The sequence below is a fragment of the Actinoplanes regularis genome (assembly GCF_900188005.1).
Classification (GTDB): Bacteria; Actinomycetota; Actinomycetes; order Mycobacteriales; family Micromonosporaceae; genus Actinoplanes; species Actinoplanes regularis.
The window spans coordinates 186,115-205,898 of sequence record NZ_FZNR01000001.1 but is presented as its reverse complement, the minus strand read 5'-3'; the positions used below and the strand labels follow the sequence as shown (position 1 = coordinate 205,898).

General features: G+C 70.1%; 21 protein-coding genes, 3 tRNA genes and 1 pseudogene. 20 read left to right on the top strand and 5 right to left on the bottom strand.

Annotated features, from left to right (window positions below):
• Window positions 1–10: 10 nt before the first annotated feature.
• Complete coding sequence (locus tag CHC09_RS00925; protein WP_089291009.1) at window positions 11–1,261, top strand: styrene monooxygenase/indole monooxygenase family protein; 1,251 nt, start codon at window positions 11–13, stop codon at window positions 1,259–1,261.
• Between the two features lie 114 nt (window positions 1,262–1,375).
• On the opposite strand, the gene CHC09_RS46055 is transcribed toward CHC09_RS00925, so the two are convergent.
• The gene (locus CHC09_RS46055; protein ID WP_179276907.1) at window positions 1,376–1,975 is read right to left on the bottom strand and encodes a hypothetical protein; all 600 of its coding nucleotides are present in this window, start codon (window positions 1,973–1,975) and stop codon (window positions 1,376–1,378) included.
• Between the two features lie 269 nt (window positions 1,976–2,244).
• Here CHC09_RS46055 and CHC09_RS00915 point away from each other — a divergent pair, with 269 nt between their 5' ends.
• From CHC09_RS00915 to CHC09_RS00870, 10 genes are all read left to right on the top strand, one after another.
• The gene (locus CHC09_RS00915) at window positions 2,245–3,102 is read left to right on the top strand and encodes a S1C family serine protease (protein ID WP_089291007.1); all 858 of its coding nucleotides are present in this window, start codon (window positions 2,245–2,247) and stop codon (window positions 3,100–3,102) included.
• A 31-nt stretch (window positions 3,103–3,133) separates the two neighbouring features.
• On the top strand, window positions 3,134–4,126 hold the full coding sequence (locus tag CHC09_RS00910) for an AAA family ATPase (RefSeq protein WP_089291006.1): 993 nt from the start codon (window positions 3,134–3,136) through the stop codon (window positions 4,124–4,126).
• A 3-nt stretch (window positions 4,127–4,129) separates the two neighbouring features.
• Window positions 4,130–5,044: a DUF58 domain-containing protein gene (locus CHC09_RS00905; RefSeq protein ID WP_089291005.1), complete on the top strand. Its 915-nt coding sequence runs from the start codon at window positions 4,130–4,132 to the stop codon at window positions 5,042–5,044.
• A complete protein-coding gene (locus CHC09_RS00900; RefSeq protein WP_089291004.1) occupies window positions 5,041–6,009 on the top strand; it encodes a VWA domain-containing protein in 969 nt (322 codons plus the stop codon). Before CHC09_RS00905 ends, CHC09_RS00900 begins: the two co-directional genes overlap by 4 nt.
• Window positions 6,009–7,076: a VWA domain-containing protein gene (locus CHC09_RS00895; RefSeq protein WP_089291003.1), complete on the top strand. Its 1,068-nt coding sequence runs from the start codon at window positions 6,009–6,011 to the stop codon at window positions 7,074–7,076. The genes CHC09_RS00900 and CHC09_RS00895 overlap by 1 nt, the downstream gene beginning before the upstream one ends.
• Complete coding sequence (locus CHC09_RS00890) at window positions 7,069–8,265, top strand: cytochrome P450 (RefSeq protein ID WP_179276906.1); 1,197 nt, start codon at window positions 7,069–7,071, stop codon at window positions 8,263–8,265. Before CHC09_RS00895 ends, CHC09_RS00890 begins: the two co-directional genes overlap by 8 nt.
• Window positions 8,266–8,447: 182 nt before the next feature.
• Complete coding sequence (locus CHC09_RS00885; RefSeq protein ID WP_089291781.1) at window positions 8,448–8,636, top strand: hypothetical protein; 189 nt, start codon at window positions 8,448–8,450, stop codon at window positions 8,634–8,636.
• A gap of 283 nt (window positions 8,637–8,919) precedes the next feature.
• Window positions 8,920–8,992, top strand: a tRNA-Gly gene (locus CHC09_RS00880).
• 41 nt (window positions 8,993–9,033) lie between these two features.
• A tRNA-Cys gene (locus CHC09_RS00875) sits at window positions 9,034–9,104 on the top strand.
• 27 nt (window positions 9,105–9,131) lie between these two features.
• A tRNA-Val gene (locus CHC09_RS00870) sits at window positions 9,132–9,206 on the top strand.
• Window positions 9,207–9,342: 136 nt separating this feature from the next.
• Here the strand turns inward: CHC09_RS00870 and CHC09_RS00865 are convergent.
• The 3 genes from CHC09_RS00865 to CHC09_RS00855 form a co-directional block, all read right to left on the bottom strand.
• Complete coding sequence (locus CHC09_RS00865; protein ID WP_089291002.1) at window positions 9,343–10,221, bottom strand: RNA polymerase sigma-70 factor; 879 nt, start codon at window positions 10,219–10,221, stop codon at window positions 9,343–9,345.
• A complete protein-coding gene (locus CHC09_RS00860; protein WP_089291780.1) occupies window positions 10,218–10,808 on the bottom strand; it encodes a carboxymuconolactone decarboxylase family protein in 591 nt (196 codons plus the stop codon). The genes CHC09_RS00865 and CHC09_RS00860 overlap by 4 nt, the downstream gene beginning before the upstream one ends.
• A gap of 155 nt (window positions 10,809–10,963) precedes the next feature.
• The gene (locus CHC09_RS00855) at window positions 10,964–11,968 is read right to left on the bottom strand and encodes an acyl-CoA desaturase (RefSeq protein WP_089291001.1); all 1,005 of its coding nucleotides are present in this window, start codon (window positions 11,966–11,968) and stop codon (window positions 10,964–10,966) included.
• Between the two features lie 361 nt (window positions 11,969–12,329).
• On the opposite strand from CHC09_RS00855, the gene CHC09_RS00850 reads away from it, so the two are divergent.
• From CHC09_RS00850 to CHC09_RS44865, 6 genes and pseudogenes are all read left to right on the top strand, one after another.
• The gene (locus CHC09_RS00850; RefSeq protein WP_089291000.1) at window positions 12,330–12,659 is read left to right on the top strand and encodes a LapA family protein; all 330 of its coding nucleotides are present in this window, start codon (window positions 12,330–12,332) and stop codon (window positions 12,657–12,659) included.
• A 153-nt stretch (window positions 12,660–12,812) separates the two neighbouring features.
• The gene (locus CHC09_RS00845; protein ID WP_143232172.1) at window positions 12,813–13,376 is read left to right on the top strand and encodes a DUF5994 family protein; all 564 of its coding nucleotides are present in this window, start codon (window positions 12,813–12,815) and stop codon (window positions 13,374–13,376) included.
• Window positions 13,377–13,683: 307 nt separating this feature from the next.
• Window positions 13,684–15,312: a Na+/H+ antiporter gene (locus CHC09_RS00840; RefSeq protein ID WP_089290998.1), complete on the top strand. Its 1,629-nt coding sequence runs from the start codon at window positions 13,684–13,686 to the stop codon at window positions 15,310–15,312.
• A gap of 338 nt (window positions 15,313–15,650) precedes the next feature.
• Window positions 15,651–15,854 carry a cold-shock protein gene (locus CHC09_RS00835; protein ID WP_089290997.1) on the top strand — a complete coding sequence of 68 codons (204 nt, stop codon included), beginning with the start codon at window positions 15,651–15,653 and terminating at the stop codon, window positions 15,852–15,854.
• 115 nt (window positions 15,855–15,969) lie between these two features.
• Window positions 15,970–16,074, top strand: a pseudogene (locus tag CHC09_RS47335) (cold-shock protein); the annotation flags it as partial.
• A gap of 180 nt (window positions 16,075–16,254) precedes the next feature.
• Complete coding sequence (locus CHC09_RS44865; RefSeq protein ID WP_143232171.1) at window positions 16,255–16,440, top strand: hypothetical protein; 186 nt, start codon at window positions 16,255–16,257, stop codon at window positions 16,438–16,440.
• Between the two features lie 72 nt (window positions 16,441–16,512).
• On the opposite strand, the gene CHC09_RS00825 is transcribed toward CHC09_RS44865, so the two are convergent.
• Complete coding sequence (locus tag CHC09_RS00825) at window positions 16,513–17,088, bottom strand: helix-turn-helix transcriptional regulator (protein WP_089290995.1); 576 nt, start codon at window positions 17,086–17,088, stop codon at window positions 16,513–16,515.
• Window positions 17,089–17,155: 67 nt separating this feature from the next.
• On the opposite strand from CHC09_RS00825, the gene CHC09_RS00820 reads away from it, so the two are divergent.
• From CHC09_RS00820 to CHC09_RS00810, 3 genes are all read left to right on the top strand, one after another.
• Complete coding sequence (locus tag CHC09_RS00820; RefSeq protein WP_239138111.1) at window positions 17,156–18,550, top strand: MFS transporter; 1,395 nt, start codon at window positions 17,156–17,158, stop codon at window positions 18,548–18,550.
• Window positions 18,551–18,593: 43 nt separating this feature from the next.
• Window positions 18,594–19,121: a hypothetical protein gene (locus CHC09_RS00815; protein ID WP_143232170.1), complete on the top strand. Its 528-nt coding sequence runs from the start codon at window positions 18,594–18,596 to the stop codon at window positions 19,119–19,121.
• A 152-nt stretch (window positions 19,122–19,273) separates the two neighbouring features.
• Window positions 19,274–19,702 carry a hypothetical protein gene (locus tag CHC09_RS00810; protein ID WP_143232169.1) on the top strand — a complete coding sequence of 143 codons (429 nt, stop codon included), beginning with the start codon at window positions 19,274–19,276 and terminating at the stop codon, window positions 19,700–19,702.
• Window positions 19,703–19,784 lie beyond the last annotated feature (82 nt).

Genomic DNA, 19,784 nt, shown 5'->3' with positions numbered 1-19,784 from the left:
AGGCGGTATTTTGCGCAAGATCCTTATTGTCGGGGCCGGTCAGGCCGGCCTTCAGCTCGCTCTCGGGCTGCGGGCCGAGGGCTATGAGGTCACCCTCATGTCGGCGCGGACCCCGGAGGAGATCCGGACCGGCTGGCCGACCTCCACCCAGGCGATGTTCGACCTGGCGCTGGGCACCGAGCGGGCGTACGGGCTGAACCACTGGGAGGAGCAGACGCCGCCGATCCACGGCCTGCGCCCCCAGCTCTCCGTCGAGAAGGGCCAGTTGGCGCTGGCGTTCAACGCGCCCCTGGAGCGCCCGGCCCAGTCCACCGACCAGCGGATCAAGATGGCCCGCTGGCTGGAGGACGCCGAGGAGCGCGGCGTCGAGGTGATCTACAACGCGGTCACCACCCAGGACCTCGACGCGATCACCCAGCTCGGCCGGTACGACCTGACCGTGGTCGCGGCGGGCAAGGGCGACCTGGTCGCGATGTTCGACCGGGACCCGGCCCGCTCGCCCTACACCGAGCCGCAGCGGGGCCTCGCCGTGGCGTACGTCCATGGTCTGGAGCCGGACCCGGAGTGGCCGGAGCCGCACGTCGGTTTCCACGCCCTGCCGGGCCTGGGCGAGCTGTTCGTGATCCCGGCCCTGACCCACACCGGTCCGTGCGACATCCTCTTCTGGGAGGCGATCCCGGGCGGCCCGCTGGACCGCTGGGCCGGTCACACCGGCCGGATGGCCCCCGAGGAGCACCTGGAGATCACCCTCGAGCTGATCCGCGAGTACCTGCCCTGGGTCGCCGCGCGGGCCGGGAACGTGCGGCTCACCGACGCCAAGGCCACCCTGCACGGCCGCTACACGCCGACCGTCCGGCGGCCGGTCGGCCACCTGCCCGGCGGCGGCACGGCGCTCGGCCTCGCTGACGTGGTCATCGCCAACGATCCGATCACCGGCCAGGGCAGCAACACCGCGGCCAAGGCCGCGAGTCACTACCTGCGGGCCATCCTGGAGCGCGGCGACCAGCCGTTCGACGAGCGGTGGATGACCGACACGTTCGAGGCGTTCTGGACCGCGCACGGCCAGGCGGTGACCGGGTGGACCAACGCCATGCTCCAGCCGCTCCCGCCGCACGTGCAGCAGTTGCTCGGCGCCTCCTCGCAGAACGTGGAGATCGCCCGCCGCTTCGCGGCCGGCTTCAACGACCCCAACGACCTGCTCAACTGGTTCGTCGACCCGGAGAAGGCCGCCGCCTACCTCGCCGAGGTCAACGGCGCCTGAAGCCCGATCTTCCGGTACGACTGTGGGCGCGCCGATCCGGCGCGCCCACAGTCGTCAGGTCCCGGGAAGCCGGGGTCCGGACCGGACCGTCGAGCTCTCCGGGCTCCCGGTATCTCAGGTGCCGGTCGTTCCGCTCTGGACGGTTCCCTGGTTCTGGTCGGTCGTGCCGTTCTGGTCGGTCATTCCGTCCTGACCGGTCGTGCCGGACTGGCCGTCCTGGCCGCCCGGGTCGCCACCGAAGCCGCCACCGCCGGGCATCCCGCCACCGCCGGGCATCCCGCCACCGCCCGGCATCCCGCCACCACCGGGCCCGCCCTGCTGGGTGACGCCGGCCGGGGTCGAGGAACCACCCACGGCCGTCATGATCCCGGCGGTGATGCCGGAGCTGGCCACCGCGGTGGCGAGCACGGCGGCGATCAGGATGGTCTTCGGGCTGCGGGGCTTGCGGGCTTTCGCCTCCGCCGGCGTCGGCGGCTTCCAGGGCCCACCCGCCGGCCGGCTCGATGTCGCACCGGGCGGGGCGGCCGCGGGAGTACTGCTGACGTCCAGGACCGGGCCGGTCCGGGTCCATTCCGGCGCGGTATGGACCGGCTCGGCGGGCTCGGACTGGACGGCGGTGGGTGCGGACCACTGGTCCCGCGGCGGAAGGGTCCGCAGGGTGCCGGCCTCGTCGGGTGCCGTCGTGGGCGTTCCGGCTGCTTCGTACTGACTCATCTCGGCGACTCCTCGTCACTTGGTGTGCCGAAATAGTTGCCACCCGCCTTGTGCGGCCCCTGTCCCCGATGTGAGCGTCTCCTGTCAATCATGGAAGCGAAGACGGAAAGCCCGCGCCGGCGGGCGGAAGCCGGGCAGAAGACGACCGGATGCCAGCTTTGGTGGCTTATGGGCGATCTCGCGTACCGGAAACCATTAGTGGACTCACGGGGAATTCTTAGGAACCGCTCTTAGGGTCAAGTAATGCTGAGTGTGGCGGTCGTGTCGTGATGACCGTGCTCCGGCCGGACGGCTCCGAACCTCCCGAGCCCTCCCCGCGGGAGCCGAGCCCCAGCGCGATGGCCCGGTGGAACACTCCGGACCGGCGCCGCAAGGCGCTGATCGCCCTGGTCGCGGTCTGGGCCGTGGTGATCACCGTGGTGGCGTTCACCCGCGGTGGCGGCCAGAGTTCCGCGCGGACCGCGACGCCCAGACCGGCGCCGTCCGGCTCCAGGACACCGCTCACGGTCCCCGAGATCTACCAGACGTTGCTGCCGTCCGTGGTGCTGATCCAGACCACCGGCCACGACGCGAAGAAGGCACTGGAGTCGGCCACCGGCACCGGGGTGATCGCCAACGCGGACGGCAGCGTGATGACCGCCGATCACGTCGTCGACGGCGCCGAGACGATCAAGCTGACGTACGCCGACGGCACCTCCACCACGGCCCAGGTCACCAGCCGGAACGCGAAGCTGGACATCGCCACGCTGACCCCGGCGAAGCTGCCGGAGACGCTTGTCCCGGCGGTGCTCGGCGGTGGGGTGCGGGTCGGCGACACGGTCGTGGCGATCGGCAATCCGCTGGGCCTGGTCGACTCCACCAGCAGCGGCGTCGTCTCCGGGCTGAACCGGAAGCTGACCCGGGCCGAGCAGGACGACATCTCCGGGCTCATCCAGTTCGACGCCGCGGTCAACCCGGGCAACTCCGGCGGCCCGCTGGTCAACGACCGGGGTCAGGTGGTCGGCATCGTGGTGGCGCTGGCCAACCCGACGGCGGCGGGCACCTTCATCGGCATCGGTTTCGCCGTCCCGATCGGTGCCGCTCTGGGCGGAGACGAGGACGGCGGCGGCCGGGCGCCGCCACTGTGAAGAAGCACAATCACGACCTGAGGACGGACACATGACCTGGACCGACGCTCCGCCGGCCGCCGCCGGGCCGATCGAGAAGGTGCTCTACGAGGTCAAGAAGACCATCGTGGGTCAGGACCTCCTGCTCGAGCGCCTGATCGTGGCCCTGCTCGCCCGCGGTCACATCCTGGTCGAGGGTGTCCCCGGCCTGGCCAAGACGCTCGCGGTGAAGTCGCTGGCGGAGGCGATCGGCGGGGACTTCCACCGGGTCCAGTTCACCCCCGACCTGGTGCCCGCGGACATCGTCGGCACCCGGATCTACCACCAGCCGAGCGGCGAGTTCCAGGTGCAGCTCGGGCCGGTCTTCACCAACCTGCTGCTGGCCGACGAGATCAACCGGGCGCCGGCCAAGGTGCAGAGCGCGCTGCTGGAGACCATGCAGGAGCGGCAGGTCACGATCGGCCGGGAGACCCACAAGCTGCCCGACCCGTTCCTGGTCATGGCCACCCAGAACCCGATCGAGAACGAGGGCGTCTATCCGTTGCCCGAGGCCCAGGTGGACCGGTTCATGATGAAGGTCGTGATCGGCTACCCGAGCCCCACCGAGGAGTTCGTGGTGGTGGAGCGGGCGCTCGCGCCGGCCGCCGTGCTCCAGCGGATCATCGACCCGGAGACCCTGGTCGGCCTGCAACAGGCCGCCGACCAGGTGTACGTCGACCCGTCCCTGATCGAGTTCGCCGTGCAGCTGGCCAACGCGTCGCGCGACCCCGCCCGGGTCGGCCTGACCGAACTCTCGCGGTACGTGACGTTCGGCGCCAGCCCACGCTCCTCGATCAGCCTCGTCCTGGCCGCCCGCGCCCTGGCGTACCTCCGGGGCCGGGAGTACGCCGTCCCCGAGGACCTCTCCGACCTGGCCCTGGACGTGCTGCGGCACCGGATGGTGCTCTCCTACGAGGCGCTCTCCGACGACGTCACCGCCGACCTGATCCTCTCCAAGATCCTGGCGAACCTGCAGTTCCCGGAGCCCACCGGCCGGGGCCGCTGAACCATGCCGACACCCGCCGACCGCCTGCTGCGGCGCCTGGAGTGGCGGCTCGGCCGCCGCCTCGACGGGCGGTTGCAGGGCGCCTACCGCACGGTCTGGCACGGCGCCGGCATCGACTTCACCGACCTGCGCGCCTACACGCCGGAGGACGACGTCCGGCACATCGACTGGAACGTCACCGCCCGGCTGGACGAGCCGTTCGTCCGCAAGTACACGGAGGACCGCGAGGTCACCGCGTGGCTGGTGGTCGACAAGTCGGCGTCGATGCGGTTCGGCGGGCACGAGGGGAAGGACTCGGTCGCGACGGAGCTGGCGGTGAGCCTGGCGCGGGTGGTGTCACAGGGTGGCAACCGGGTCGGCGCGATCCTCTTCGACAACGCCGCGCACCGGATCGTCCCGCCGCGTACCGGCCGCGACCAGATTCTTCGGATCGCTCACGAGCTGCTGAAACCACCGGTCAAGGCCCCGACGGGGCGGACCCGCGGGGCGAAGCGGGCGCCCGCCACCACGGATCTCTCCGCGATGCTGCGGCTCGCCGCGATGACCACCGCGAAACGGCGCGGCCTGATCTTCGTGATGTCCGACTTCATCGGCGAGCCGGGCTGGGACCGCCCGCTCGGCATGCTCACCCACCGGCACGAGGTGGTGGTCATCCGGGTCGTCGACCCCGCCGAACTGGACCTGCCCGACCTCGGCGTGATCCTGGTCGAGGACGCCGAGACCGGTGAGCAGATCCTGGTCGACACCAGTGACCCGCTGCTGCGCGGCCGCCTCGCCGGCCAGGTCGACGCCCGTGAGGCGGAACTCGCCGACGCGATGCGGCGGGCCGGGGTCGGCGCCCACCGGATCACCACCGACCAGGACCTGCTCGCCGCGCTCGTGGACCTGGTACACACCTCCGGACGGGGCCGCCGATGAGCTTCCTGTATCCGTACGTCCTGGTCCTGGCCGTGCTGCTCACCGGCGGCGCGGTCGCCGCCTACGTCGCGCTGCAACGACGCCGGGCCGCGGCGCTCGAGGCCGCCGGCTTCGGCACGCTGATCGGTGGGAGCCTGCGGCGCCATCTGCCGTACGCCCTCCTGCTCGGCGCCCTGCCGATCCTGCTCGTGGGTCTCGCCCGCCCACAGGCCCAGGTCACCGTCCCGCGGGTCGCCGGCACCGTGCTGCTCGCCTTCGACGTCTCCAACAGCATGGCCGCCACCGACGTCGCCCCGACCCGCCTCGCCGCGGCCCAGGCCGCCGCCACCGAGTTCGTCGACCGGCAACCGGACACCGTGGACGTCGGTGTGCTGGTCTTCGGCGATCAGGCGCTGCTCACCCAGGCGCCGACCGACGACCACCCCGCCGCGGCCGCCGCGATCGCCCGGGTGAAAGCCGGCGGCGGCACCTCGCTCGGCCAGGCCATCCTGGTCGGGCTGAGCAACATCACCGGCAAACCGGTGAGCCTGCCGCAGAACGGTGCCACCCCGGACACCAGCGCGCTCGGATACTGGCCGTCGGCGACGATCGTGGTCTTCTCCGACGGCGAGAACACCGGCGGGCCGGACGTGGAGGCCGCCGCCGAGCTGGCCGCCGCGGCCGGAGTGCGGATCCAGACCGTCGGCGTCGGCACCGCCGGGGGCGCGACCGTCGAGGTGGACGGCTACCAGCTGAACACCGCGCTGGACGAGCGCACGATGAGCACGATCGCGCAGGTCACCGGCGGGGCCTACCACGCGGCCGGGGACGCCGGCACGCTCAGCGACACCACCGGGTCGATCGATCTCAGGCTGACCATGAAGAAGGAGCCGCTGGAGCTGACCGGGCCGTTCGCCGGGGCCGCGCTGCTCCTGCTGGCGCTCGGCGGCCTGCTCGGCACACGCTGGCACGGGAGGATCGTGTGATGTCGTTCCACTGGCCGTGGGCGTTGGCGGCACTCCTGGTCGTACCGCTGCTGTTGCTGGTCCGTTGGTGGTTGAACCGCCGCCGGAAGCGGACCGCGGTGACCGTCTCCAGCGTGGCGCTGATCCGGGCCGCGCTGCCCGGAAGGTCCGCCTGGCGCCGCCGCCTCCCGGTCCTGCTCTTCCTGGCCGGCCTGCTGGCCCTGGCCGCCGGCCTGGCCCGGCCGCAGGCCAGGGTCGCGGTGCCGTCCAACAACACCTCGATCCTGCTGGCCATCGACGTCTCCGGCTCGATGTGCAGCACCGACGTCGAACCGAACCGGCTCGCCGCCGCGACCGAGGCGGCCCGCGAGTTCGTCAGGTCGCAGAGCGACGGCACGAAGATCGGCCTGGTCGCGTTCTCCGGGATCGCCGGGTTGCTGGTCACCCCGACCACCGACAAGGACAAGCTGACCGACGCGATCGACACCCTGCGGACCGCCCGCGGCACCGCGATCGGGCAGGCGATCCTCACCTCGCTCGACGCCATCGCGGAGACGAACCCGGACGTCGCGGGGACCGGGGCGGACCTGGGCGACGCCGCGCCGGGCGTGGCCGGCGACTACGAGCCGGACACCATCGTGGTGCTCACCGACGGCTCGAACACCACCGGCGTCGACCCGGTCACCGCGGCCGAGCAGGCAGCGGCCCGCCGGGTGCGGGTCTTCACGATCGGCTTCGGCACCACCGAGCCGTCCCAGATGATCTGCACCGCCGACCAGCTCAGCGGGGACACGTTCATGGGCGGCGGGTTCGGCGGTGGCGGGTTCGGTGGCGGAGGCCGCGGCCGGGTCCAGGAGATCGACGAGGAGGCGCTGACCCGGGTGGCGGACCTGACCGGCGGCCGGTACTTCAAGGCGCAGGACGCCGACGAGTTGAACGGCGTGCTCGGCGACCTGCCCAAGGAGATCGGCCTGCACAAGGAGAACGTCGAGATCAGCTTCTGGTTCGTGCTGGCCGGGGCGCTGCTGGTGGTCACCGGCGTGGGACTGTCGTTGTGGTGGAACCGGCCGAGGGTCCGTCATGGCTGACGGGCGGGGGCCGCGGGCGGTGCTCGACTTCGGGGACCCGGAGTTCCTGATCGATCCGTACCCGGCCCTCGCCCGGCTGCGGTCACGGACTCCGATCGGCTGGCACGAGCCGACCGGGCGGTGGCTGGCCGCGGGGCACGCCGAGGCGAGCGCGGTCCTGCGGGACCGGCGGCTGGGCCGGTTCTGGACGGACCGGGAACCGGCCGAGGTCTGGGAGCCGTTCAACACGCTGCACCGCAACCAGATGATGGAGAACGAGCCGCCGGTGCACACCCGGCTGCGGACGCTGGTGGCACAGGCCTTCGGGCGTGGTCACGTGGAGCGGCTCGGGCCGTCGATCGCCGCCGCGGCGGACGCTCTACTGGACCGCGTCGGGCCGGAGTTCGACCTGCTCACGGAGCTTGCCGAGCCACTCGCGGTGACCGTGATCGCGGAGCTGCTCGGCGTTCCCGAGGCGGATCGGCACCGGCTGCGGCCCTGGTCGGCGGCGATCGTGCGGATGTACGAGGTGTCCCGTACGAAATCGGATGAGGAGGCCGCGCTCACCGCCTGCCGGGAGTTCGCGGATTACCTCGGCCATCTCGCGGCGGCCCGCCGGGCCGAGCCGCGCGACGACCTGATCACCCACCTCGTCGTGGTCCGCGACAGCGATGATCGACTCTCCGGTCCCGAACTCGTCGCGTCCGCGATCCTGCTGCTCAACGCGGGGCACGAGGCGTCGGTGAACGCGCTCGGCGGCGGGGTGGTGGCGCTGATGCGCCACCGCGAACAATGGGACCGGCTGGTCGCCGACCGCGCTCTGGTCCCGGCCGCGATCGAGGAATTCCTGCGGTACGACCCTCCCCTGCACATGTTCGTCCGTACCGCCGCCAGGGATGTGGTGATCGGCGGGGTGACCGTGCCGGCCGGGGCCGAGGTGGCCGCGCTGCTCGGCGCGGCGAACCGGGATCCGCTGGTCTTCACCGACCCGGACGTCTTCGACATCGGCCGGGACCCGAACCCGCACCTGGGCTTCGGCGCCGGCCTGCACTTCTGCCTCGGCGCCCCGCTCGCCCGACTGGAACTGCGGGCGGCGCTGACCGCGCTGGTGGCGCGGATGCCGGAGCTGAAACTGGCCGCCGAGCCGCCGCAGCGGCCGACGTTCGTGCTGCGCGCCTTCAAGGAGATCCGGCTGCGGCCGTCCGCCTGAGCCCGGCGACCGGTTCCTGTCGCCCTTTCGATACCGGCAACCAGGTCCCGGCCGTTGGCTCGATTCTCCCAGACCCTCGGCCTGACCTGGCCGGACGTTCAACGGGCCGGGATCGTTCGAACGGATGGCCCACCCGAATCCGTACCTATGCGAGATTGGCGCGCGTGTTCGAGGAGGCCCCGATGGAAGAATCATTTCTGGCGTACACCGCCGGCCACGCCGATGGCTCGGCCGGACGACGTGACGCGCAGCGGGCTGACGACCCGGAGACCGGGCCGGACTACCGGATCGGTGTGGTGGACGGCGGTGTCGCGGCGTTCCAGGCGGAGTTGATCGCCGAGGTCCGCCGCCTCCAGGACGAGAGCCTCTGACGCTGCCGGGAACCCGGCTGGCCGCCAGAGGCGTATCGGTCCGCTGATGTGCTCCTGGCGACCAGCCGGGCTCCGGCGCGGGCTGTCGCCACCGCGGAGCCGCCGAGGGCCGGCGCAGGGTCTTCGGGGCGCCGAGGGCCGGCGGATCTGGCTGCCGTCGGCTCCGACCAGGGGTTTCTGGGGTTTCCTGGGCCCTTCTCCGGCGCGAAGGGGGACCCACTTTGGCATGGGTTCGAAGGTTCGGCTAAGGTTTCTCTCGTCGCCAGGGAAACCGGGTGGCAACGCGGACGTAGCGCAGCTGGTAGCGCATCACCTTGCCAAGGTGAGGGTCGCGGGTTCGAATCCCGTCGTCCGCTCGGAGAGGCTGTTGCCGGTTCCATTGGGCACCGGCCTGCTCGGTGGAGTGGCCGAGAGGCGAGGCAACGGCCTGCAAAGCCGTGTACACGGGTTCAAATCCCGTCTCCACCTCGCTTGCTGTTCGTTTGAGCGGCGTGAGGGCGATTGGCGCAGCGGGAGCGCGCTTCCTTGACACGGAAGAGGTCACTGGTTCGATCCCAGTATCGCCCACCAGAGTTTTCACAGGTCAACGGCTCGTTACCGATTTCGCGGTAACGAGCCGTTCCTATTTTGCTGCTTACTTTGGGCGCGAGCATGATGGTCGTTCGGCCGAAACCCGGCAGTAAGGCGGTCGCGGCGTCGACTCGATTCACCGTCGAAGCTCGGCCACCTCGCCCAACCGTTCCAGCTTGTGCGGGTTGCGGATCGCGTAGATCTGGGTGATCCGGCCGTCCGCGATGACGAACGACACGGCCGTGTCGTTCTCCCCGCCGGGGTCGATACGGGCCGCGATACCGCCGTTGAGGTCGACGATGAAAGCCCTGGCACCGGGCGCGACCTCGGCGAAGCGGGCCATCACCGGGGCGAGCTTCGCGGCCCCGCGAACCGGCTTCGGGATTGTCGGGGCCAGACCGCCGCCGTCGCCCACGACGAGCACGTCGGGAGCCAGCACCCTGAGCAGTCCGGGCACGTCGCCGGTGGTCAGAGCGGCGAGGAAACGCTCGACCACCTGCTCCTGCTCGGTGCGGCTCACCGACATCCGCGGCCGGCGCGCCGCCACGTGCTTGCGGGCTCGCGTCGCGATCTGGCGCACCGCCGCCGGCGACTTGTCCAACGCCTCGGCGATCTCGTCGTACGGCACGTCGAAGACCTCGCGGAGCACGAAGACCGCGCGCTCCGTCGGTAACAGCGTCTCGAGGACCGCCAGCATGGCGATCGACACGCTCTCCGCAAGCTCGACGTCCTCAGCGACGTCGGGGCTGGTCAGCACGGGCTCGGGCAGCCACTCGCCCACGTACTCCTCGCGCTGCCGCGCAAGCGTGCGCAGCCGGTTCAGGCAGAGCCGGGTCGCGATCCGCACGAGATACGCCCGAGGCTCCCGGACCTCGCGGCGCTCGGCGTCGACCAACGCGGCCCACCGCAGCCAGGTCTCCTGCACCACGTCCTCGGCGTCCGCGACCGAGCCGAGCATCTCGTAGGCGACGGTGAACAGCAGGCTGCGGTGAGCGACAAAGGGGTCCTCGCTCATGACGCGGACGCTACTCCCGGTCGCTGGGCCAGCGGCTTCAAGCCGCACGTGGCGGCAAAGCCGTCGGATTCGATGCCGAGCGCCACGTTGCCACGCGTGCTCATGTTCGCGAATGCGATCACCGAGGTGAGCTCGACCACGGCGGGAGGTCCCAGCTCGGCGTGCAGCCGGTCCACCAGCTCGTCGGTCACGGTCGGCGGTGTCTGGCTCATCGCCTCGGCGTACTCCAGGACGTCCCGTTCCAGTGCGGTGAAGACGTCCGCCTCCCGCCACCGCGGGATCTCGCGCGCCTTCGCCACGTCGAGCCCCTTGTTGCGTGCCTCGAAGTAGTGGAAGTCCAGGCACCACGTGCAGCCGACCAACGACGCGACCGCCATATGGGCGAACGACTTCAGGCTCTCGTCGCAGGCGTCCCACTTCTGCACCTTGCCGCCGAGGCCGAAGCTGGCGAACAGCACCCTGGGGTGGTGCCAATAGACGCCCACCGCCGTCGGCACCTTGCCCAGCTTCTTTTCGATCATCCACTTGATCAGCGCTCCCTTGGCGCCGGTGACCTTGGCCGGGGGGATGCGGGTCGTGTGCTGCATGTTCTCTCCTGTGTCGGTGCCTGCGCCGCCGGGTAGGTAGGTCGTCATGCCATGAAGACACCGACCGGGCCGCGGATGTGACATCGAGCGGGAGAAACGTCTGGCCTGTTCGTCCGGCCTGGCCCGGCCCGGACGCCAACAGCCACGGCACCGGATCAACCGCCGGTACGGCCGCCGACCGTGTCGAGGTGCCGCAGCGCCTGCGCGTACGAGGAGATCAGTCCGGTCTCGAGGTACGGCACGCGCTGGCTCGCGCAGAAGTCCTTGACCAGTCGCTGGGCCCGGCGCAGATTGCCCCGCGGCATCGACGGAAACAGGTGGTGCTCGATCTGATAGTTGAGGCCGCCAAGGACGAAGTCGGTGAGCCAGTGGCCCCGTACGTTGCGCGATGTGAGGACCTGCCGGCGTAGATAGTCGGCGTTGTCGGCGGCGGTCAGCGTGGGCATGCCCTTGTGGTTGGGCGCGAAGCAGCAGCCCAGGTACAACCCGAACAACGCCTCGTGGATCGCCACGAAGGCCAGTGCCTTGCCGGGTGGAAGCACCACGACGACGACCGCCAGGCACGCCACGAAGTGCAGGGCGATCAACAGCGCCTCGCGTATGCGGGAACGGTCCCGGTCGGCGAGCAGGTATCGCACGCTGGCGACCCGTAGGCTGACCGCCTCCAACGACAGCAGCGGGAAGAACATCCACGCCTGGTAGCGATGGAAGGCCCGGGCGACACGCCCGCTGGCCTGCGCCTGCCGGGTGGTGAAGACCAGCGCACCCGCGCCGATGTCCGGGTCCTTGTCCTCGTCGTTGGGATGCGCGTGATGACGGTTGTGCTTGTCCACCCACCAGCCGTAGCTGAAGCCGACGCCGAGATTGGCGAGCACCACACCGAGCCGATGGTTACCGCGCACGGACCGGAAGATCTGCCGGTGCCCCGCGTCATGACCGAGAAAACCCAGCTGCGTGGAGACAACCGCGAAGTACCCGGCCACCAGCAACTGCCACCAGGAATTACCGATCACCAGCAAGGCGGCGAACCCGGCGGCCCCGAGGGCCACGACGAGAGAGATCAGCGCGGTGTAGTAGCCGGGCCGCCGATCGAGGAGCCCGGCCTGCTTGACCTGCCGGGACAATACGGAATACGCGCTTCCACGGGGTGCCGTGATCACGCAGGTGGAATCACCTGGGCTGCGGGTGGGGATGTCGGTATCCGTCACGATCGCTCCAGCAGCGTGCCGAGGACGAGAGGCCGCCGAGGTCCAGAGCGATCAATTCCACATTACCCCTGCCGGGCCGCCCAAAACACCAGGCGGGCGGAGCGCTGCGCTCACCCACGACGATCATTGTCGCGCGCAGCGGGGCTTCGGCTGAGGCGCGTCGTCGTTCGCACGGGTGTTTCTTGGTTCGGGGATTCCCGGCCGGCACGGCGCGCCGGTCCGACTGAAACAGGCGTAGGGTGGAGACATTCCGGGATCGACGACATCCACCCTGAGGTGCCCGCCACGCCGGCAACACCGCGAGGGGGACGCCATGTCCCACGCTTACAACGCACCCGTCGCCACTGCGGCACCGCCGCAGGTTGCGCCCATCGCACCGGCAGCGCCGATGACGGATCGCGTGCCCCGTACCCGCACCGGCTCGGTGTGGTTCGGCCTCTGCACTTCGGCGCTGTTGGCCGTGGTGCTGATCATCTTCATGCTGCAGAACACTGGCAGCGTGCAGGTCGCCTTCTTGGGAATGAGCGGTAGCCTGCCGCTGGCCCTGGCGCTGCTGATCGCCGCAGTCGGCGCGGCAATTCTGATCACGGTGGTCGGCACGGTCCGGATCGCCCAGCTGCACCGCCTGTCCAGCCGCCGCTGACTGGACTGGCGTCGCAAGCCGGCACCCGGGTTCGATACCCCGAGGTTCGGCACCCCTGTGGACCACCACCTCCAGGACCACCACACCGCCCACCAGTCCGCCGCCGGTTTCGAACCGCGCGTGAACATCGGCGGCGGGCGAAAGGAGCCGACCATGAACGTCACGACCGCCGAGGCGCGCATGACCATCGTCTCGGCGACGCCGTCGTCCGTCCCGCGGCTCCGCCTTGAACCCACCGGCTCCCGGCGCACCCTGCTCGACGGCGCCTGGTGGCCACGCAGCACCGATCCCGTCGTCGAACTACCCGGCCTGATCCTGGCCATCGACAAGATCCGCGGTCCGGTCACCCGGCTCGTGCTGGCGGCTTCGGGCTGGGACAGCCACCCCCGCCGCCTCAGTGTGCACGGCAGAGTGCTCCGGCTGGGATACTTCGCCAGCCAACCGCTCAGCCTGCTGACCGCGATCTGCGCCCGCAACGAACGCGTCGATCTGCTGGTCGTCGCACCCGGCACCACAAGCGGCACCGCCGACGCGGCGATGATCCTGGCCGCCACCACCACCAACCTCGTCCATGCCCAGAACATCCTCCTGGCTGTCAGCAGATCAGCCACCCAGGAGTCCGCCGGTAGCGCACCCGAAGAAGCATGGGAAACCGACGGCGGACGGCTCGGTCCCGTCCCGGCGCAGCGCCGGGTGCCAGAAACCAGCCGGGTGTGACCGGTGAAGCCGGGTCAGGCGCCGCCCAAGAGGGAATGCGCCCAACGACGCCGGCGTCGCCCAACGGGGTACGCCCGGTCAGTCACCGCGTCGAGAACGCAGCCTTCTACCGCGCTGTGGTCGCGGTTGACCGGGCACCCTCGGCCCATGACGCACGGCCGTTTGAGACCGCCCGAGGATAGGTGGGCTTGACCCGTTTCCGCGGGCAGGGGTCGATGTGTTGATCTTTATTCAGGCGGGCAGCACAGGATGCCGGGTATGGCGTTGAGCAGCCGCCCCAATCACCCTCTTCCGGGAGAATTGGGTGATGAGTGCAGACGTGGTGCTGGCCTTCGTGCTGGCCGCCGTCGCCGTGGTTGTCCTGGCGGGGTGGGTCGCGGACCGTACCGGCCTGCCCGCCGCAGCTCTGTTGACCTTGGCAGGGATCGCCTGTTCCCTGCTACCGGTCCCGGTCGTCGCCCTGAATCCGTCCTTCGTCCTGGCCTTCGTCATTCCGCCGCTGCTCTACAGCGCCGCACTGGATTCCTCGTTGTTGGACATCCGGCGCAACCTGGGCACGGTGATCAGCCTGTCGGTGCTGCTGGTCCTGCTCACGGCGCTGGCCATCGGTGTCGGGTTCGCCTGGTTCGTCGGCGGGGCCACCTTGGCGGTGGGGGTGGCGGTCGGCGCAGCCGTCGCACCGCCGGACCCGGTTGCCGCACTCGCGGTCGCCCGTACCTCCGGGCTACCCGTCCGCCTCGTCACCCTCATCCAGGGTGAAGGTCTGCTCAACGACGCCACGGCACTCACCCTGCTCGCCGTCGCCGTCGCGGCGGAGACCGGCGACGGGTTCTCCACGTCGGCGGCGGTCGGCCACTTCCTGCTGGCCGCCGCCGGCGGCATCATCGCGGGCGGCGTCGTCGCGTACGGTGTGCGGCTGCTCCGCCACGTCGCCAGGGAGCCGTTGACCGCCAATGCGGTATCGCTGGCCACCCCGTACGCGGCGTACCTGCTCGCCGAGCAGTTCCACGTCTCCGGAGTGCTGGCCGTCGTGGTGACGGGCCTGATCATCGGACATGACGCGCCCCGCTGGGTGGACGGCGAGAGCCGGCTGCAGACCGGCGCCGTCTGGCGCCTCGCCGACTTCCTCCTGCAGGGACTCGTGTTCCTGCTGATCGGTCAGCAACTCCCGCGAATTCTGCACGGGCTGCAGCAGTACGACGCCGCCACCGTCCTGCCCGCGGTCACCGTGACCACCGGCGTGCTACTGCTGCTGCGACCGCTGTGGCTGGTGCTGACCCACAAGCTGCCGGCGGCGGTGCACACCCGGCTCGGCACTGCCCGTGGACGCGGCTGGGCCGCCAACGCCCTCACCGGCCGCGAGGTCGTCGCCCTGAGCTGGTCGGGAACCCGGGGCGTGATCAGTCTCGCCGCGATCTTCACCGTGCCGCTGACGAAGGCGGACGGCACCCCGTTCCCTCTTCGCTCCCTGCTCGTCTTCTGCGCACTCGTCGCTGTGCTGGTCACCCTCCTCGGACAGGGCCTGACCTTCGCCCCGCTGGTGCGGCGCCTGCGGCTGCATGCCAGCGAGGCGGATCAGGCGAAACTGCGCAACGAAGCCCGTTCGGCGTCCGTCCACGCGGCGCTGATCAGGTTGGCCGAGATTCGCGATGACGATCTGGACACCGATCCTCGATTGATCGAACACATGCGGGAGCAGCTCCATGTCCGGCTGCGCCGGTATCAGAGCAGGCTGGACACCCTGCGTGCCGCCGGCGGCCACGCCGCGTCAACCTCACCCGAGTACGAGGCGGGATCGAGGATTCGCCGCGCCATCATCGACGCACAACGCCAGGAACTCCTGCGGTGGCGCGACGCCGGTCGGCTGCCCGACACCGGCCTGCGCGTACTCGAACGTGAACTCGACCATGAGGAGCGGCTCTTGCCGCGAAAGTAGAACAGATTGCTGTCCGTCGGTTTCGATGCGGCGTAAGAAGAGCAGGAGCCCGGTATGGACAACCGGCGGCTCGTCCGATGGATTCAGGTTGACGAGGAGGTGCCTGTTGACGTGCGTGAAATCACTTGCTCGATCGGTCGCGTACGGAGGCCAACGGTGAATTCCGTGCTAGGTTGACCTAGTTGCAGTTTTGATTTCCTAAGACGTTTTCGGCGCCCGATGGGTCATCCAACCCCTCTGGGCGCTTTTCGTTTTCGTGTCGGTTCCGACGCGGGTGATCAACGCGGCGGCGTAGGGGCCGCATCGTGCGGCCCCTGACAGCCTGCGAAGGAGCAGTCATGGCTACAGGTACCGTGAAATGGTTCAACGGCGACAAGGGTTTCGGCTTCATCACGCCGGACGGCGGCGGAGCGGACGTGTTCGCCCACTTCTCCGCGATCTCGACGAGTGGCTTCCGCAGCCTCGATGAGAACCAGAAGGTGGAGTTCGACATCGCCCAGGGAAACAAGGGTCCGCAGGCGGAGAACATCCGCCCGCTCTGATCTACATTCTGCCAACGGCGGCTCGACTGGTTCAGCGGGCCGCCGTTCGGCGTTTCACGTAACGGCGCCTGCTGGGTATCCAAGCCCTGTCAGGCGCTTTTTGCGTTTGCGTCACGACGTGTTCGCCCGTTTCTCCGCCATCGAGATGAGCGGGTTTCGCGGCCCTGAGGAAAATCAGCGCGTCGATTTCGAAGTCACCCAGGGCCCGAATGGCCCCAGGCGACGAACCTCCGCGCAATCCAAGGTCGGCTTTGTCCGGCAGCCCACTGGCTCAGCGAGGCCGCCGGACAGCCGATAAGAAACCGAGCGGCCTTTCCGGGTCCGGCGACCTGAATCCAGGCGCCCGCCCGCGGCGGTGGCCGCTCGCCAAACACGATTGACCACACCCCGAGGATGCTGATTGAAACCAAGCCATGAGCACGCTGTTCTGTTCCGGGCGCCGTCCGCGGCACCTGCCGCCGACATCGCCGAGAAGTCAGGTCTGACCGTCGACGCTGGACTCGCGGCGATGCGTAAGCTGCGCTTCCCGTTCATGACCCAGACGGTGCCCCCAACCGGGACCGCCGAACTCGGCCGCGCCGCATAGCGGTGATCGCGGGGCCGCGAGGGAGGACGTGCCGGCGGCCTCCCGGACCCCGATGAACGACCCGGCGCCGCGTCAGCCTGGCGGAGGCCGGTCGCCGTGCGGGCCGTACAGGTGCAGGATCTCCGTGGGGCGGTCGGTGGCCGGGCCGAACCAGTGCGGTTCGGCGGTGTCGAAGTCGGCGGTGTCGCCGGGATGTAGCAGCAGCTCACGGTCGCTGAGCAGCAGGCGTACGTCCCCGGACAGGACGTAGAACCAGGCGTGTCCGGGATGGGTCACCTGCCGGGGCGGCCCGGGGCTGGGGCCGAGGATCTGCTTGAAGACCTGGAGACGGCCGGGGTACGCGGTCAGCGGGACCACCACGCTGGGATTGCCGGTCCGGGGTTCGGTGCGGTGCGGAGTCAGATGGACGCGGGGGTCGCCGGTGGGCGGGGCGCCGATCAGGTGCTCCAGGGCCATGCGGTGCGTACGGGCCAGCGGGATCAGCAGGTCGAGCGTGGGCCGCCGCTTGCCGGACTCCAGGCGCGAGAGGGTGCTGACCGACAGCCCGGTTGCGGTGCCAAGGTCCTCCAGGGTGAGACCGCGGTCCTGACGGATGCGGCGCAGACGGGGGCCGATGCCGTCGAGCAACTGCGCCAGTGCGAGATCCATGGAAGCAGTTTGCAGCCTTCGCAAGTTCGCTGGATGGCGCGGGGCCGGTCCGGCGAGCATTCCGGTCGTGAATGAGAAGACACATCGGTGGTGGGTGCTGGCGATCTGCTGCACCAGCATCTTTCTGGTCGGGGTGGACACGACGGCGGTCAACGTGGCGCTGCCGTCGATCGGACGGGAGCTGCGGCTCGGCGTACCGGAACTGGAATGGACCGTCGACGCCTACACCCTGGTGCTGGCCAGCCTGTTGATCACCTCGGGCGCGCTGGCCGATCGGATCGGCCGGCGTCGGGTCTTCCGGATCGGGCTGATGCTGTTCGCGCTGGGCTCGGTGGGGTGCGCGCTCGCGCCGGACCTGCCGGCGCTGGTCGTGGCCCGAGTGCTCCAGGGCGTGGGCGGGTCGATGCTCAGCCCGGTCGCGCTGGCCATCGTGGTGAGTGCGATCACGGATCCGCGGGAGCGTGCGCAGGCCGTCGGGATCTGGGCGGCGGTGTTCGGGCTCAGCATGGCGGCCGGGCCGGTGCTCAGCGGAGTGCTGATCTCCGGGCCGGGGTGGCGGGCGGTGTTCTGGGCCAACCTGCCGATCATCGGGATCGTCCTGGCGCTGAGCGCGGCCTATGTGCCGGAGTCGCGGTCGCCGCGGCCCCGGCGCCTGGATCCGCCCGGTCAGGTATTGCTGAGCATCCTGGTGGCGGCGGTGGTCGCGGTGCTCATCGAGGGGCCGCGGGTGGGCTGGTGGTCCGGGTGGTCGATCGGGGCGTACGTCGTGATCGTCGCCGCCGCCCTCATCTTCGTCCGCGTGCAGGCGACCCGGGCCGAGCCGTTGATGGAGCTGTCGCTGTTCCGGCGGCTGCCGTTCACCGCGGCGGTGGGCGGCGCGGTGGTGGTCTTCCTGGCGCTTAACGTCACGTTGCTGCTCGGCACGCTCTACCTGCAACAGGTGCGGGGCCTGAGCCCGGTCGCGGCCGGCGCGGTCACGCTGCCGATGGCGATCGCGGCCACGGTCTGCGCGCCGATCTCCGGATATCTGGTGGGCCGGGTGGGCCCGCGTCTGCCGCTGCGGCTGGCGGGGGCGAGCATCGCGGCCGGTGGAGTCCTGCTGGTCGGGCTCGGTGACCGGACCGCGATGGCGGTGCTGCTGGTGGCGTACCTGTTCGCCGGGATCGGGGTGGGTTTCGCGAACGCGCCGATCACCAACACCGCGGTCAGCGGGCTGCCGCCGGCGCGGTCCGGGGTAGCCGGCGGGATCGCGTCGACCGCGCGGCAGGTCGGCGCGGCGCTCGGGATCGCGCTGGCCGGTGGCCTGGTCGCGGAGCCGGCCGTGGGGGGCCTGGCGGTGGCGACGCGGCCGGGATGGGCTCTGGTCGCGAGCTGCGGTGGGCTGCTCCTGCTGGTCGCGCAGGCATCACCGGCCACCGGATCGCAAAATCGTTCCGGGATGCGGGCTTCCCGGCTAGCTTGAAGCCGTGTTGCCGCAGAACGCCATGACGCTCCCAGGAGTCCTCGTGACCCCTGATCTCGTCGGGAGTTCGGATTTCCGGGCCGAGGCGGGAAGCCGGGCCACATTGTCGCTGGAGACCTACGGTGACAGTTGGTCTCCCGCCTCCGACGAGGATCCCCGACAGCCCGTGGTGGCTCTGCCCGGATCGGCTGTCGAGCCCACCGAACTGCTGCTCACCGGCATCGTGCTGCCGTTCCTCCGGTCCTGCCCGCTCGGCGGGTGGGTTCTGGAGGTCGACGGCGTCCCGATCCATGTCGGCACCTCGCATCCGGATTCGCCGCCGGACGCCGGGGGATGGGTCCGATTCCGAGGCCGGGTCAGCGTCGCCGACGGGTATGTCGAGGACGAGGTGCAAGCGGCGTTGCGGCGCCCGACGGCACGATCGTGGCTGGTGCGGAGCATTGTGCGGCTCAAGCCCTCCGCCAGCGGCAGGCGACGGATCTTCCGTCCGGAGACGGTCCCGTCGATCAAGCGCACCACGGACGCGAGCAGCTATCTGCTCGACCTGTGCGCTCCCGCGTCTCCCGTCTGACCTGGCATCTCACCGTGGTTTCCCGTCGTCGCCGCTCGACTGTTCCGCGTTGATTGATTCCCGGCCGACCTGGTCGAAATCAATCATTCCGGTGGTTAGAAAGATCCGCAGTCGAGAGTCCAAGCGGGCTTGTGATGAAAGGAACCACACCCATGTCTCTTCTGCGTATGGCCGCCACCGGTGCGGCAGTGCTCGCCGCGACGGCCGGCGTGACGCTGGTCAACAGCACCCCGGCGCTGGCGAGCACGCCGGCCGGGTGCGGCAGCGTGCACCAGATCGGCACGACCCGGGTGCTGACCGTGAGCGGCGTCGAGGCGGCCTCGGTGAAGCAGTACTACGGCTGCGGCAACAACTACGCCTACATCTATGTCTGGGAGCAGTACCGCAACGCACACTCGAATTGGGACCTGGAGGTCTATGTCGTCAACCACGACGACAGCGGTTCGGACTACGGCCGCGCGGTGCTGAACAACACCACCCGGTCGGAGCTGTGGGGTCCGGCGGCGGACACCGCCGCGCACTGTACGCACGTCACCGGCTTCCTCAACTCCACGGGCGGATCGACCAGCAAGGTCTGCTGAGATCCGCGGACCGGCGACGGTGGCAGGGGGCCTCGCACACCGGCGATGAGCCGGTGTGCGACGTCCCCGCTGCGGATTAGCT